Origin of the sequence: Oceanotoga teriensis (assembly GCF_003148465.1) — a bacterium.
GTDB lineage: Bacteria > Thermotogota > Thermotogae > Petrotogales > Petrotogaceae > Oceanotoga > Oceanotoga teriensis.
Window position 1 is genome coordinate 21,409 of record NZ_QGGI01000022.1, and the last position, 14,412, is coordinate 35,820.

The following is a 14,412-nucleotide window of genomic DNA, read 5'->3' on the forward strand; positions in this document are numbered from 1 at the left end:
ATAGCAGTTCGTGAAAACTGCTATTTTAAGATATTTTTGATTTCGTTCATTAAATCATCAGTGAGTTTTTCTTTTATTTCTATTGATTTAATGTTTTCTTTTACTTGATTTACACTACTTGCACCAGTTATTACTGTACTAACATTTGGATTTTTTAATATCCAAGCTATTGCAAGTTGTGCCATCGTAGCATCTATATTTTTGGCTATTTTGTCAAGTTTTTTTAATCTGTCTATGTTTTCATCTGAAAATAAACCATTACTTTTTAAATATTCTTGAACATCTTTAAACTTATTAAGACGAGAATTTTCTGGTATTCCATCATTATATTTTCCAGTTAATAAGCCACTTGCGAGTGGACTCCATGTAGTTGTACCGAGATGATATTTTTCGAATAAATCTAAAAATTCTTTTTCTACTTTATCTCTCACAAACATATTATATTGAGGTTGTTCCATGGTAGGAGCTATTAAATTTCTTTTTTCAGCAATTTCAAAAGCTTGTTCTATTTGATCTGCACTCCATTCAGAAGTTCCCCAATAAAAAGCAAGACCTTCGTTTATTACATAATTCATAGCATAAACTGTTTCTTCAATTGGAGTATCTGGATCTGGTCTATGACAAAATATCAAATCTACATAGTTCAATTGTAATCTTTTTAATGAATTCCAAGTTCCTTCTAAAATATGTTTTCTTGATAATCCTTTATCATTTGGTCCATTCCCACCCCAAAATATTTTTGTCGATATTATTAAATCTTCTCTTCTATATTCTTTTAAAGCTTGACCCATCAGAGATTCTGATAATCCATTGGCATATGCTTCTGCATTATCAAAAAAATTTACACCATTTTTAAAAGCTTCTTTCATAGTATCTTTAACTAATTGAGTATCTAATTGATTTCCAAATGTGAGCCATGAACCAAATGAAATTTCACTTACTTTCAACCCTGATTTACCAAGTTTGTTATATTTCAAAATAATCCCTCCTTTTGATTAGTTATACTAACTAATTTTATTATAACATTTTGAGTCGGATTTATTTCGATTTTCTTGTTGGAGATGCTTTTCTAAATGAAATTGTATCCATTGGATGAAAAACACCATCTTTAACGCTTCTTATATCTTCTACTGAAATAAATGCTTTTGGAACGTATTTTTTAGCAATTTCTTCAAATTCATGTAATTTCTTTCTATGCATTATACTGTATATTATATGAGCATTTCCTCTTGAACCTGTAGCTTCAACTTTTGTCACTCCAAATCCAGACTCACTTAATTTTTTTATCAATTCAGTTGGATCGACAAGAGTTATAATTCTTGTGGCAACTGTTCCTATTGCGAGTTTTTCATCTATAACAACACCTATATAACTTCCAGCGGCAAATCCACCTGCATAAGCAATTACGTATAATATATTATCTACACTTTGTATTACCTTTCCTGCTACCAGTAACCATATTGTTACTTCAAAAAATCCTATGAGCATTGCAAGTTCTTTCTTTCCCTTTGAAATCATTATTATTCTTGTTGTTCCGAGCGAAACATCTAATATTCTTGCAAAAAAGATTATCAAAGGCATTAAAACCCATTTGAATATTTCAGAACTCAAAAACTCTTCCATTTTTAATTCCTCCCGAAAAATTTAAAAGTTATTTAAGAACAAAGAATTATCTTCTTCATCTATATTTTTTGGTATTAAAACTATATTTGAATAGTATTTTTTGATTCTTGAAAGATATGTGGGAGAAACCTTATAGCTTAAAACCATTTTACTGCTATGTTTATTACTTCTTTTAGATATTGTATTTATTTTAAGTTTTTTACCATTTTTGTTTATTACAGCATAACCATTTTCTATTAAAGATTTTTTGTTGAGTTCTTTGAGATTCAGTTCTTTTAATATATTTTTATTTTCAACTGCCAAATCTAATATATTATAATTATTTTTTAAACATATTTCTAAAGACTTTTCAAAGGCTTTTTGAAAATTTTTGAAGTTTAAGAGATTACTATTTTGTTGAATTTCTTCTATTTCTTTATGAAATAAACTTATATATTTTTTGGACAATTTTATAGATTTGTTTTTTGGAAAGCCTATAAAAAACCCATTATTAAAAAGTTCTTTTAAGTCGGAATTTTTAAAGTTTTCATCCAATCCAAAATCATCTATACATATAAACTCTTTTTCAAAAGAACATATAAAATGATTTAAGGAATTTATTAATGTATAGTATAATTCATTTTTTAAAGTTTTATATTCTGGTAATTCTTTAATTTCTAAAATATTTTCATCATTATTTTTCAAATTTTTAATTATTTCATTTAAATTTTTGAAAACATTTTTTTTATTTTTTAAGTTCAAATAAACACTTGTATATCCTTTTGAATAAAGTATTGAATTGATAAATATATTCATAATCATTATAGATCTGTCTTTATAAGGGTTATAATATAGAGTGATTATATAACTCAAAAGAATAAAATTTATTATATTTTTTTCATCGGATATAATTTTTAATTTTTTTAAGAATAATTCTTTATCACTTTTTTTGCTTAATATATCACAATTTAGTTTTTGAGGGATATTTTCTAATGTCTTGTCTATATAGTTTAATTTATTTAAGTCTATAAATGTTTTATTATTATTGAATTCAGCATAAAAGTTAGATTCTTTATACAAAGAAACAGCGAGATTATAATAAGCTTTTATAGAATCATTTTTACAATAATTTTTATTTATGAGCATTTTTTCAGATATCTTTGTCATTTTTATATCATAAAATAATAAAATATTTTTAATTTCTTGAACTAATATATAATTTTGTATTCCATTATCAAATTTTATTTGCAAATTTTTTAGAATATCTTTCCTTTTTTTTATTAAAATCATTGTTTCAGCCCCCTGAAAATTAAATTAATATAACATATCAATTTTAACATGATAAAGCTTAAAATAAAATTATAGCCATTCAACGATTTTTTTTATATAAGTGTCCCAAAATTCCCAAGAATGACCTCCTGAACTTTCTTCATATTTTAGATTCATATTTTTTTCCAAACAAAAATCTCTAAATTTTATATTATCTGAATATAAGAAATCTTCTGTTCCGCAACATTGGTATAAATCGGGCATTTTTATATTTTTATTTATATTATTATCTATTATTGTAAATAGATCATTTTCGTTTTTATTAAATTCATTTTTTGAACCAAAAATACTTAAAAGTTCTTTATTCTCATCAAAATAATCATATTTTCCTAAAACATTTAAAGCTCCAGATAAAGAAGCAGCTTTAGAAAATAAATGAGGTTTTCTCAATGCGAGTTTAAATGCTCCATAACCACCCATTGAAAGGCCAGCAACGTAATTATAATTAGGCTCTTCTGAAATGGGAAACATTTTTCTTGTAAATTTTATTAATTCATCTGAAACATAGTCCCAATAACGCATTCCATATTTTGTATTCGTATAAAAGCTTCTATGAACATCTGGAATTATCACTGCAATACCTTTTTCTGATGCATATCTTTCTATAGATGTTTTTCTCATCCACATGGTATTATTATCTGATAATCCATGTAAAAGATATAAAACTGGATAATTAATTTTTTTGTAATTATTATCTTCTGGAATTACTGCATATATTTGAGTTTGAATACCTATGCATTCACTTGCAAAATTACACTGTATAAAAGCCATATAATTCACTCCTTAGAATGGTTCACTTATAAAAGTATTATATAAATTGAAATCTTGATCATTATAATCTATTGTTTCTATACGCTTTACACTTATCATATCTTTTATGTTTGTAAAGCCACTTAGTATTGATGAAAGTGTTCCAATATCTGTTTTTATATGTGCTTTTGAAGTTTTTTCTATATATAATCTATTATCATTTACTGTTAAAGACCATATTCCATTATTCCAAGAACAATTATGATCTATTATTTCAATATTTATAGAAGTATCTTGAGAAATGAATTTAATATCATTTAATTTTTCAATATCGATTATTCTTATCATACAATTACCACCAGATGTTTTCTGTTTTGGATAGTCTCCCAAATAAGGCCATATTAAGAAGTCAGAAGGTACTAGAATGCTGAGATCTGAAATCTGATAACTTAAAGATTTAATATATGAAAAAATACTTTTCTTAATATTTTCATCAGAAAATATTAAATCTTTTATTACTAACTTATTTTTTCCATTTATATTTTTATAAAAATATCTTATTAAACCTTTCATCAGATTATTTTGTTTGAACTTTACAATACCACTTTTTATTTCAGTTGAAAAAAAGTTTCTAAGTGAGTTTTTCCAATTTATATCATCTCTTTGTACGAGATTATAATTTTTTGAAGCAAATTCATTATAATAAATTTTTGTTTCTTCATCAGGAAAGTCCATTTCTTCTATAATTATATTTTCATTATTTTTTTCAAAATAAAGTGTTGAAGAAGATATATCATATGATGTTGAATCAGTGAATATTTCATATCCATATTTTCTGTAAAAATTAAAATTAAAGGGATACAGTGCAGATAGTATAAAATTATTTTCTTTCATATATTTTAATGCATTATCAAAAACGAAAGAAATTCCACCTTTTCCCCTACAATCATTCCTTGAACATACATCTCCAATACCTCCGGTTTTCATGGGAGCGCCTCTAAAAGTCATATTTAAATCATGTATATTAAATCCACAAATCAATTTACTTTCATCAAATGCAGTACAATATTTTTTTCCTTCTTCAAAAAGAGATTCATGTCTTTCTAAATATTTTTCTTTTTCACTTATAGGTATTGAAAAAGAAAAAGCAGCTATATCTACAAATTTTTTCAAATCTTTTTTATTGTCTAAAATTTTAAAGTTTAAAATATTAATCACCTCCATAATAATTATATTAAGAAAAACGAAAAAAAACAAATCTCATTAAAGATAAATCTGAATATTTAAAACTGATTACCATTAAATAAGTTTTGAAAAAACATTCCTTAATAATATAATGAAATTGAAATAATATTTCAAAAAAATAATTAAAAACTGAAATAAAATTACAATATAGAAATGAGTGCTGAAATGGAGGATTATAAATTGCATAGTTCAAAAAAATTAAAACGTGGATTAATTGTATCATGTCAAGCCGAAAAGAATGAACCTTTATATGGTTCAGAGAATATGGCATTACTTGCATATGCGGCAGAAATATCCGGGGCGATTGGTATAAGAGCACTTACAGCAAAAGATGTTTATGAAATAAGAAAAAAAGTAAGTTTGCCTATTATAGGAATAACAAAAGATAGAAAATCTAATGGAGCTTTTATAACTATAAGAAAAAAAGATATAGATGAACTTGTAAATGCTGGAGCTGATTTTGTAGCAATAGATTGTACAGACAGAGAAAGACCAGAACCTTTGAAAGAATTATTTGAACATATAAGAAATACATATGAAGGATTGGGAATAGTTGCTGATATTTCAAATTTAAAAGAAGCTAAAGAAGTTGTCAAATTAAATCCCGATTATATATCTACAACACTTTCAGGATATACATCTTATACTAAAAACCGTGATAAACCAGATCTTAATTTGATATCAGAGATAGTAAAAATAACAAATATTCCAGTTATCGCTGAAGGAAATTATGTATATCCAAAACAAGCAAGGCAAGCAATATTAAATGGTGCTTATTCAGTTGTCGTTGGTGGGGCAATCACAAGACCACAACAAATAACTGATAGATTTAATAGAGCTATAAGAAATGTTTTAAATGATTTTAACTCTATAGGAATAGATCTCGGTGGTACACATATAAGAATAATAAAATTAAATTCAAAAAAAGAAATACTTGATAAAGAGATTGTAAAAACCCCAGAAACAAAAGAATTAATTTTAAAGAAATTATTTGAACTTACAGATAAATATATAGATAAAAATACTAAATTTTTGGGAATAGCCACAGCTGGACGGGTAAATGTAAAAAATGGTGAAATAATATTTGCAAGTAAAAATCTTCCTGACTGGATTGGGATGAAATTAAAAGAGGTATTTGAGAAAAAATACAGTTTAGATGTAAATGTAAGTAATGATGCTAATTTTGCAGCTTATTCTCAATACCTTCAAACAAAAAAAGATTTATTGTATATAACAGTTGGAACTGGTATTGGAAGTGGAATAATAATAGATGGGAAGATTTGTAATGGCGTGAATGGTAATTCAGGAGAAATAGGTCATATTATTTATCCTATGAATAATAACCCATGTACATGTGGAAAAAATGGTTGTATAGAAACTTTATTATCTGGAAAAAATCTATGGAAAAATTTGGAAGAAAATACAGAGCAAAAAGATAAAATTTTTGATGATTATTCAGAAAAAATGGCTTGGCTTATAGATGTTGTTAAAAACACTATAGATTTTGAAGAAGTTTATATAGGGGGAGTTCTTCCGAGATATGGTGAGTTTTTAATAAATCTAATAAATGAAAAATATAGAAATTTGAGTGAAATAAATAAAGAAAATATTTTTTATTCTAATGTTGGAGAACTTGCAGGTGCTTATGGAGCGGCAGTTTATTCATTTGAAAAATGGGAGGAAGAATTATGACTTCAAAAATAGTATCAATAATTGAATCAAGAAAAGAAACCCTTACATCTTCAGAAAAGAAAGTTGCAGAATATGTTTTGAAAAATGGAATTGAAGTTATAAATATGACTGTCAGTGAATTTTCAAATGTTAGTAAAGTTAGTGAAGCCACAATAATAAGGTTTGTTAAAAAAATAGGATTTGATTCATTTCAAGATTTTAAACTCTCAATAGCCTCTGATAATGAAAGTTTAAAAAATTATGAAGATATAGATACTACAGTTAATAAAGATGAATTACCTGAGGATATAGTTAAAAAAGTAGAACTTGGAATAATTAGAGCTATAGAAAGTACAACATCAATAACAGATATATCCAAGTATATAAATGCAGTAAATTTTATAAGATCTGCAAAAAGAATAGAAATATATGGAGTTGGATCTTCAAATGCTGTTGCGAAGGTTTTAAATTATAAATTAACAAGAATGGGGTTTGCTGCTTTTTCTATTGAAGATCCTCATATGCAAGCGATATCTGCTGCAACTATGAAAACAGGAGATCTTGCAATAGGAATATCTCAATCGGGTTCTACTATAGATATAGTTGATTCTTTAACTATTGCCAAAAAACATGGTGCTACGACCGTTTGTATTACTGATCATGTTAATTCACCAATTACTAAATTTTCAGATACAGTTATACAAACATTTTCAAAAGAAAATCCCGTAAAAACAAGTGCTGGTCGTTCTATAGTTGCTCAAATATATGCAGTTGAAATATTAACAGCAATTTTAAGTTCAGTTGAATTTGAAAAAGCTCAAAAAGCAGGTCAAGAAACTGCAAAAGCTGTAGTTAACAAATTATATTGATGGGGTGAATACATGAATAATAAATACGATATTGTTGTTTTAGGTGGAGGTATTTCAGGTTTTCATGCTGCTATTGCATCATCAAGAATGGGATTAAATACTTTATTAATAGAAAAAACATCTTCTTTGGGTGGGATGGCAACAAATGGATTAGTTAATCCATATATGAAATATTGGATCGATGAAGAATATTTGGTTGGAAATATTTTTGAAGAGTTAAATAAAAAAATTGATGATTTAGGCGGTTCTTTTGAAAATACATTTGACTCAGAGTTGATGAAAGTTGCTATGAATAAGATGGTTTTAAATGAGAAAAATTTAACAGTTTTATTCAACACAATTTTAGAAGATGTTTTTATATCAAATAATAAAATAGAAAATATTTTATTGAGACATAATAATGGAGAAAAAATTAATATAAATGCTAAATTTTTTATCGATTGTTCTGGAGATTCTGTTTTGGGATTAAAAAGTAAATGTGATTTATTAATAGGAAATGATTCAAAAGAAAATCAAGCTGTTACTACAATGTTTGTAATAGGTGGAGTAGATTTTGAAAAAATACGCAATGATGTTAAACAAAATAAAGAAAATTTTTTAGCTTGGGTTGGTTATGAAATGAAAGTTATTTCTGTAGCAGGATATTTTAAAGAAATAAATCAAGCTAGAAAAGATGGAATGGATTTACCAAATGATTTATTTTTTTATGTCCAATTACCTCATGGTAATAGAGTTAGTGTAAATTCAATGGATTTATCTCACAATTCAATAAATCCTTCTGATCTATCAAAATCAACTTTAAATGGAACTATTTATGCATATAATATATATTCTTTCGCTAAAAAATATGTAAAAGGTTTTGAAAATTCATATTTAGAAAAAATAGCACCAGAAATTGGAATAAGAGAGAGTAGAAGAATAATTGGAAAATATATATTCAAAAAAGAAGATGTTCTTGAATATAAAAAATTTAAAGATGGTATTGTAAAAGGATGTTATGGCGTTGATATACATAAAAAAGATAAAAAAATAGATGAAAAAGAAAAAAAGTTTGTACCTATATATAATGATTTTTATGAAATCCCATTGAGATCTCTATTATCTAAAGATATAGAAAATCTTGGTATGGCAGGAAAAACATTTTCTTCTGATTTCGAAAGTCATTCAGCGGCAAGAATTCAACCAACATGTGCAGATATGGGACAAAAAGTTGCGGTAGCTATAGGAATACATTTAAAAGAAAACAAAAAATTTGAATATATAAGTAAAGATGAAATAATAAATAATTTAAATAGTATATCTAATTTATAAGGGGGTAAAATAATGAAAAAATTAGGGTTGGTATTATGCTTGGTTTTAGTTTGTTTATTTGCTTTTGGGAGAAAAACAAAAGTTGAATTTTGGACTATATCTTTGAGTCCTACATTTGATAATTATATAAACTCTATAATTGAAAGTTATGAAGAGAAAAATCCAAATATAGAAATTGAATGGAGTGATGTTCCTTATAGTGCATTCATGCAAAAAATAACAGCTTCTATAGCAGCTGGAAATGCTCCTGATGTTATTAATCTAAACTCCGAATGGATGTTAGATTTAGTTGGAATGGAAGCTTTAAGCCCAATTGATGATTATATATCAAAAGTTGAAAAATATAGATATTTAGAAAACCTTTGGGAAGTAGGAATGGTTGATGGAAAAACGTACTCTGTACCTTGGTATACTACACCAAATGTTTTAATATATAATAAAGAAATTTTTGAAAAATCTGGATTAGATCCAGATTCTCCTCCAACAACTTGGGAAGAGGTAGAAGAATATTGTGAAAAGATAAAACAAAATACAGATGCATATCCATTATCTACAGTTACAGATGGACATCAATTACTTCTTACAAATGGAATACCTTTAGTTACAAAAGATGGTAAAAAATCGGCTTTTAATAATTCAGAAGCTTTAGAACTATTAGAATACTATAATAGATTATATAAAAAAGGATATTTACCTAAAGATTTAGGAGATTATTCTTCAGCTGTTCAAAGATTTTCAGGAAATAATTTGGGGATGTTTGTTGTTGGAATTTCACAATTGAAAAGTATAAAACAAAATAATCCAAGTATGGTTGAAAAAATAGGAGTTTCACAATTACCATTAGGAAAAGCAAAAATTATACCAGTTACACCTATGAATTTCACAGTTCCTTATAATTCAAAAAGAAAAGAAGAAGCAGTTGACTTTATTCTTTGGATTACATCAGGATATTGGCAAGTTCAATTCGCAAAATATGCAACAGTTCTTCCATCAACTAAAATAAGTCTTGATTCTGATCCATATTTTAAATCTATGGAAGATAAAGATATTTTAATAAAGGGAGAAATTGTTGGAGCAAAAAGTCTTAAATATGGTACAGATTTAAATACTTTACACAATATTCCAGCAGATAAATATAATAGTTTTAGAAGAACCTTAAATGAAAATTATTTTATAAAAGCTATAAAAAATGAAATAGAACCTGAAGAGGCTTTAAAATTAGCAGAGATAGATTGTAATAAAATATTAGCTAATTAATAAAAGGATACCTTAAGGTATCCTTTTTTAAAAAGATTTTTGGAGGTTTTTAATATGAAAATATCAAGAAAAAAACAAACTTATATAATTGCCTTTTCTTTTTTAGTACTTCCTTTATTACTGTTAGCAGTTTTTACTTATTATCCAATGATAAGGGGTGTTGTTCTATCTTTTTCTGATTATAATATGTTCACACATAAAACTAAATGGGTAGGTTTTGAAAATTATAAATTTATTTTCAATTATAAATATTTTTATATTTCTCTTTTGAATACATTAAAGTATATGATAATAGTTCCATTTATACAATTTTTTGCGATATTATTGGCACTTTTAGTGAATCAAAAACTTCCTGGAATGAAATTATTTAGAACATTATTCTATGTACCAGTAATTACAGGAGCAGTTATTGTGTCTCTTTCTTGGAGATGGATTTTTGATGTGGATGGAATTTTAAATAATATTTTGATCAATTTCAATATTATAGATTCTCCAATAGCTTGGCTTACAAATGAAAAAACAGCTATTTATTGTGCTATGTTTGTAACTTTATGGAGAGGTATAGGATATTATATGGTTATATATATGGCTGGGTTACAAAATATTCCTTCTGTATTGTATGAAGCAGCCGCTATTGATGGGGCAACCAAAAGACAACAATTTTGGAAAATTACAATGCCTTTGCTAAAGCCAACTATGCTCCTTGCTTTTTTGATGTCTACTATATCGGCAGTTAAAATCTTTGAAGAGGTATTTCTTTTAACCGGAGGAAAAGCCAATACATCTACACTATTATTTGAAGTATATAATTTAGCTTTTACCGAGTACAAATTTGGTAGATCTTCAGCATTATCTATAATATTGTCTGGAATATTGATTATTTTTGCCATAATTAACTTTAAATTTTTTGGCACGGGAGTTGAAAAAGATGCAAAAAAATAAAAAAATTAAAAAAATGATTTTTACATATATTTTGTTGATTTTATTATCTCTTTTTTTCATATTTCCTTTTTTGTGGGTATTATCTACTTCATTTAAAGGAGCAGAAGATATCTTTGGAAATGGTTTAAATTTGATACCTAAATCTTTTACGATTAAAAATTATGTTGAGGTTTTTACAGCTATCCCAATGGCAAAATATTTTTTAAATACTTTAATAATAACTTTTATAGGTGTAGCTTTTCAAGTCATCTTAGCATCTTTGGCAGCATACCCATTGGCAAGACTTGATTTTAAAGGAAGAAATTTAATTTTTTATTTGATTCTTTTACCAATGTTAATACCTGTTGAAGGATCTTTAGTTATAAATTTTATAACTATTTTAAATCTTCAACTTTATAATACATATCTTTCAGTTGTTTTGCCAGGAGCTGTTAGTATATTTGGAATATTTTTGATGAGACAGCATTATTTATCAGTTCCTAAAGAACTTGAGGATGCAGCGAGAATAGATGGATGTAATGAATTTCAAGTTTGGTGGAAAATAACTTTTCCACTCGTTAGACCTGCAACTTCTGCTTTAGCTATTTTTTCATTTGCTGCATTTTGGAATAGTTTTTTATGGCCTTTGATAGTATTAAAAGACTCTAATAAATTTCCTTTACAAGTTGGATTATCACAATTAAATACGCAATTCAATCAAAATTTTAGAACTATATCAGCAGCTATTGTAATAGCAACTATACCTATTTTAGTTTTCTTTTTCTTCACTCAAAGATATTTTATTGAAGGATATAAAGGTGCTGTAAAACAATAAATGGAGGATAATTCAATGAAAATAATTTATTTGCCAGTAGATGAAAGATTTTGTACAAGAGATTATTTTTTATTACTTGCAGAATCTGTAAATATAAATGTTTTAACCCCAAATAAAAAAGATCTTGGAAATAAAAAAATTCCTGCAGATACTGATTTTATAAAAAGATGGCTATTAGATAATTCTGAATATGGGGATATATTAATTTTAAGTATAGATACATTATTACATGGTGGATTGATACCTTCGAGAATAAATAAATTAAAATATGAAACTTTATTAGAAAAACTTGAAATATTAGAAACTTTAAAAAATAAAGGTTGTAAAATTTATATTTCTACCTCAGTTACAAGAATTCCAAAATATAATTCTGATGATGAAGAACCAGTTTATTGGGAATTTTGGGGTGAAAAAATAAGAGATTTGACATTAAAAATTTCAGAAAATAAACCTAATATATTAAATGAATATGATACTGTGTATAAAAACATGAATTTTAAAAATGATATACCCGAATGGTATTTAGAAGATTTTTTTATACGTAGAAATAGAAATTTCAAAATAATATCTAAATTATTAGATTTAGTTAAATTAAATATTATAGACTTTTTAAACATAACCTTAGATGACAATGAAGAAAATAGCTTATCTGTTCTCGAAAGTAAATACCATGAAGAAAAAGTGTTAAAAGAAAATTTGCAAGAAAAAGTTAGTATACATCCAGGTGCAGATGAAGCTTCTTTAAGTCTTTTAAGTAAAGCGTTAACAGATCATTTTAATGTTAAACCTATGTTTGATATTAAATATTCAGAACCTGAATATAAACATTTGATACCACCATATGAAGGAACTCCTCTCTTTGAAAGTTTAGCAGAGCATATAAAATCTTCAGGGGGAATTTTTGTTGAAAATCAAGGAGATATAACTTTACTTGTAAATAATTCAGATAAAAAACAACATATAGATATAAATAATAAAAATGATTATAAATTTGATGATAATAATCAAAACAAATTATTAAATTATATACAACAAAAAAACATCAAAGGTATTTGTGATATAAGGTTTGGAAATGGTTCTGATGATGAAATAATATTAAAATTATTAAAAAAAGTAAAAAATTGGGATAAAATAAATTATTCTGGATGGAATACTCCAGGAAATACTATAGGAACAGTATGTGCTTATTCTATTATTCAATTTTTAGCGAGTAAAAAATATTTGAAATTAGATACTTCAAAAATGAAGAGATTACAGGCGATATTTTTTATAGAGCATTGGGGATATCAATCTAATGTTAGACAAGAGCTAAGAGAAGAATCTAAAAAATATGGATGTAATATTTGGACACTGCTTCCTGCCGAGAAATGGGCTATAGATTATTCAAAAGAAAAATTAAATGATTATAAAGAAATTGTAGAAAATAATATGAACCAGATATGGGAAATGGAAGTATGGTTTCCTTGGAATAGATCTTTTGAAATAGGAATTAAATTAAAAGAAAAGGGCGATATTAATGGTTAAATATGGTTTTAGTTATTTTGGTAATAGAATTCCGAAATATGTAAAAAAAGATCTTTTAGATTTTAAAAAAATAGGATTTGAAATAGTTTTACATACATTTTCTGAAAATGATTTTCTCTTTTACAAAGATACTATGAAAAGAATAGTATCTGATTCAAAAGAATTAGGTTATGAAGTATGGTTAGATCCTTGGGGATATGGAGGCATTTTTGGTGGTGAAGCTTTTTCAGGATTTTTACAAAATAATATCGAAGAATCTCAAATTAGCAATAAAGAAGAACGTTTAGGATCAGTTTGTTTGAATTCTGAAAAGTTTAGAAATTATATGAAAGAATGGATAAAGAGTTGTAAGGCTATAGGAGCTGATAAAATATTCTGGGATGAACCACATTTTTATATATTTGAACCTTATAATAGATATCCAGAAGAATTTTCCTGTAGATGTGATACATGCAAAAAAAATTTTTATAAAATATTTAATTATGAAATGCCAACTAAATTTAATGAAGATATAAAAACATACAGAAATATTGTTATTAATGATTTCTTGAAAGAAATGACAAATTTTGCGAAAGGTTTGGGAATAGATAATATAATTTGTTTTGTTCCGGAAGAAGCTTATGAAACGGGAATAAATAATTATGAACAAATATCTTCTTTGAAAACTATTAGTAATATCGGTTCAGATCCATATTGGTATGGTTGGAATAAAAATGTTCAAGAGTTTGTTGGAAAATCATGTAATGAAATAAAATCTTTATCGATTAAATATAATAAAGATTCTCATATGTGGATACAATCATTTAAAGTTCCAGAAGGAAGAGAAAATGAAATCGAAGATGCTGTAATAAAAATAAAAGAATCAGGAATAGAAAATATATTATTTTGGGGTATAAGAGGGTGTGAACATATTTCATCGATATCATCTGACAATCCTGAAAAAGTTTGGAATATAATAACTCAAATAATAAAAAAAGATAAAAATTAATATAGTGATTTATACGGAGTGATAAAAATGCCAGATATGTTAGTAAAGCTATACAATCTTGAAGAAAAAAAAGAATATAAAGATGAGTTATTAAAAAAAGGAATAATGAT

The 14,412-nt window shown here is 25.9% G+C and carries 13 protein-coding genes; 8 read left to right on the forward strand and 5 right to left on the reverse strand.

Annotation, left to right across the window (positions count from 1 at the left end):
• Positions 1 to 20: 20 nt before the first annotated feature.
• The 5 genes from C7380_RS11755 to C7380_RS11775 all read right to left on the reverse strand — a co-directional run bounded on the left by C7380_RS11755 (position 21) and on the right by C7380_RS11775 (position 4,899).
• Positions 21 to 977 (reverse strand): potassium channel beta subunit family protein, encoded by a 957-nt coding sequence (locus C7380_RS11755; RefSeq protein ID WP_109606166.1) that lies wholly within the window; start codon positions 975 to 977, stop codon positions 21 to 23.
• A 61-nt stretch (positions 978 to 1,038) separates the two neighbouring features.
• Entirely contained in the window at positions 1,039 to 1,623 is a 585-nt protein-coding gene (locus C7380_RS11760; RefSeq protein ID WP_109606168.1) for a DUF2179 domain-containing protein, read from the reverse strand.
• A gap of 21 nt (positions 1,624 to 1,644) precedes the next feature.
• Positions 1,645 to 2,892 (reverse strand): hypothetical protein, encoded by a 1,248-nt coding sequence (locus tag C7380_RS11765; RefSeq protein WP_109606170.1) that lies wholly within the window; start codon positions 2,890 to 2,892, stop codon positions 1,645 to 1,647.
• Between the two features lie 69 nt (positions 2,893 to 2,961).
• A complete protein-coding gene (locus tag C7380_RS11770; protein ID WP_109606172.1) occupies positions 2,962 to 3,702 on the reverse strand; it encodes an alpha/beta hydrolase in 741 nt (246 codons plus the stop codon).
• Between the two features lie 12 nt (positions 3,703 to 3,714).
• Positions 3,715 to 4,899: a GNAT family N-acetyltransferase gene (locus C7380_RS11775; protein ID WP_206050605.1), complete on the reverse strand. Its 1,185-nt coding sequence runs from the start codon at positions 4,897 to 4,899 to the stop codon at positions 3,715 to 3,717.
• A gap of 207 nt (positions 4,900 to 5,106) precedes the next feature.
• On the opposite strand from C7380_RS11775, the gene C7380_RS11780 reads away from it, so the two are divergent.
• Genes C7380_RS11780 through C7380_RS11815 form a run of 8 tightly spaced genes read left to right on the forward strand, consistent with a single transcriptional unit; the run spans position 5,107 to position 14,302 of the window.
• On the forward strand, positions 5,107 to 6,618 hold the full coding sequence (locus C7380_RS11780) for a putative N-acetylmannosamine-6-phosphate 2-epimerase (RefSeq protein ID WP_158274897.1): 1,512 nt from the start codon (positions 5,107 to 5,109) through the stop codon (positions 6,616 to 6,618).
• The gene (locus tag C7380_RS11785) at positions 6,615 to 7,466 is read left to right on the forward strand and encodes a MurR/RpiR family transcriptional regulator (protein ID WP_158274898.1); all 852 of its coding nucleotides are present in this window, start codon (positions 6,615 to 6,617) and stop codon (positions 7,464 to 7,466) included. Before C7380_RS11780 ends, C7380_RS11785 begins: the two co-directional genes overlap by 4 nt.
• 12 nt (positions 7,467 to 7,478) lie before the next feature.
• Positions 7,479 to 8,777 (forward strand): FAD-dependent oxidoreductase, encoded by a 1,299-nt coding sequence (locus tag C7380_RS11790; protein WP_109606180.1) that lies wholly within the window; start codon positions 7,479 to 7,481, stop codon positions 8,775 to 8,777.
• Between the two features lie 12 nt (positions 8,778 to 8,789).
• A complete protein-coding gene (locus C7380_RS11795) occupies positions 8,790 to 10,034 on the forward strand; it encodes an ABC transporter substrate-binding protein (RefSeq protein ID WP_109606182.1) in 1,245 nt (414 codons plus the stop codon).
• Positions 10,035 to 10,088: 54 nt separating this feature from the next.
• Positions 10,089 to 10,976, forward strand: coding sequence for a carbohydrate ABC transporter permease (locus C7380_RS11800; RefSeq protein WP_109606184.1), 888 nt, complete (start codon positions 10,089 to 10,091; stop codon positions 10,974 to 10,976).
• Positions 10,963 to 11,790: a carbohydrate ABC transporter permease gene (locus C7380_RS11805; protein WP_109606186.1), complete on the forward strand. Its 828-nt coding sequence runs from the start codon at positions 10,963 to 10,965 to the stop codon at positions 11,788 to 11,790. The genes C7380_RS11800 and C7380_RS11805 overlap by 14 nt, the downstream gene beginning before the upstream one ends.
• A gap of 15 nt (positions 11,791 to 11,805) precedes the next feature.
• Complete coding sequence (locus C7380_RS11810) at positions 11,806 to 13,314, forward strand: DUF4127 family protein (RefSeq protein WP_158274899.1); 1,509 nt, start codon at positions 11,806 to 11,808, stop codon at positions 13,312 to 13,314.
• On the forward strand, positions 13,307 to 14,302 hold the full coding sequence (locus C7380_RS11815) for a hypothetical protein (protein ID WP_109606191.1): 996 nt from the start codon (positions 13,307 to 13,309) through the stop codon (positions 14,300 to 14,302). Before C7380_RS11810 ends, C7380_RS11815 begins: the two co-directional genes overlap by 8 nt.
• Positions 14,303 to 14,412 lie beyond the last annotated feature (110 nt).

Excerpts from the sequence above, each read along its gene's own strand:
- C7380_RS11805 (WP_109606186.1), top strand. The coding sequence starts at position 10,963 with ATGCAAAAAAATAAAAAAATTAAAAAAATGATTTTTACATATATTTTG.
- C7380_RS11795 (WP_109606182.1), top strand. The coding sequence starts at position 8,790 with ATGAAAAAATTAGGGTTGGTATTATGCTTGGTTTTAGTTTGTTTATTT.
- C7380_RS11765 (WP_109606170.1), bottom strand. The coding sequence starts at position 2,892 with ATGATTTTAATAAAAAAAAGGAAAGATATTCTAAAAAATTTGCAAATA.
- C7380_RS11785 (WP_158274898.1), top strand. The coding sequence starts at position 6,615 with ATGACTTCAAAAATAGTATCAATAATTGAATCAAGAAAAGAAACCCTT.
- C7380_RS11800 (WP_109606184.1), top strand. The coding sequence starts at position 10,089 with ATGAAAATATCAAGAAAAAAACAAACTTATATAATTGCCTTTTCTTTT.
- C7380_RS11760 (WP_109606168.1), bottom strand. The coding sequence starts at position 1,623 with ATGGAAGAGTTTTTGAGTTCTGAAATATTCAAATGGGTTTTAATGCCT.
- C7380_RS11810 (WP_158274899.1), top strand. The coding sequence starts at position 11,806 with ATGAAAATAATTTATTTGCCAGTAGATGAAAGATTTTGTACAAGAGAT.
- C7380_RS11770 (WP_109606172.1), bottom strand. The coding sequence starts at position 3,702 with ATGGCTTTTATACAGTGTAATTTTGCAAGTGAATGCATAGGTATTCAA.
- C7380_RS11790 (WP_109606180.1), top strand. The coding sequence starts at position 7,479 with ATGAATAATAAATACGATATTGTTGTTTTAGGTGGAGGTATTTCAGGT.
- C7380_RS11815 (WP_109606191.1), top strand. The coding sequence starts at position 13,307 with ATGGTTAAATATGGTTTTAGTTATTTTGGTAATAGAATTCCGAAATAT.